Genomic DNA, 919 nt, shown 5'->3' with positions numbered 1-919 from the left:
AGAGCCTGTCTTGAATCTCATGCGTAACGAGCGATGCGCCTGATGAGGACGACGGCAGCAGCGGCATATAGGAGTGCAGTTGCGGATTTGATGGTTCGCTCGAAGTCCTTTGCCAAGCGTCGATTTCGATTGAGCCATGCGAAGGTTCGTTCGACCACCCATCGTCTGGGATGGACGACGAACCCGGTCTGGTCGGCGAATTTCCGAACGATCTCTATCGTGACGGATGTGGCTTCCCGGACGCGATCGCTGTTGTAGGCGCTGTCGGCATAGGCATGCTCGACCAAGGGGTGCCGCTGGCGTGACTGCCGGAGCAAAGGCACTGCGCCGTCTCGGTCCTGCACGTCAGCGCCATGAACCAGCAGTTCGAGCGCACGACCATCGGTATCGACCATGGAGTGGCGCTTGCGGCCCATGATCTTTTTCCCTGCGTCATAGCCGCGCGGACCACCCGCTTCAGTGGTCTTGACGCTCTGGCTGTCGATGGCCGCCGCTGACGGCATCGGTTCTCGCCCCGTTCGGACACGGTCGATCTGGACAAGATGGTGGTTGAGACTTTCGAATGTCCCATCGTCACGCAGAGTGCAGAACCAGCGGTAGACCGTGCGCCATGGCGGAAAGCTGTCAGGCAAAAGCCGCCAAGGACAACCTGCCCGCAGCAAATAGAAAATGGCCTCGATGATCTCCCGCATCGGCCAACGCCGTCGCCGTCCGCATTGGCACGGCGCGGGCAAATACGGCTCAATCAAATGCCATTCTGCATCGGTAAGATCGCTTCCATAGCGAAGCTGTGCGCGGCTATGATGCGCGCGGGCGGTCGGGTTCCACATGATGGCTTCCAAGGTTGGTGTCGCAACCCCTCGGAATCATATCGAAACTCGGCCGTCCACCGTTCCGTCAGCGTTCTGACACAGCCTCT

Annotated in this window: 1 protein-coding gene; it reads right to left on the bottom strand. The window is 59.8% G+C overall.

The annotated features are described in order from the left end of the window. Positions 1-17 precede the first annotated feature (17 nt). Complete coding sequence (locus ACUCV3_RS27320) at positions 18-830, bottom strand: IS5 family transposase (RefSeq protein ID WP_482241479.1); 813 nt, start codon at positions 828-830, stop codon at positions 18-20. Positions 831-919 lie beyond the last annotated feature (89 nt).

It is taken from the genome of Sphingobium sp. VMM (assembly GCF_056790315.1).
The sequence above is the reverse complement of the archived record's forward strand: the minus strand, read 5'-3'. Positions and strand labels throughout refer to the sequence as shown.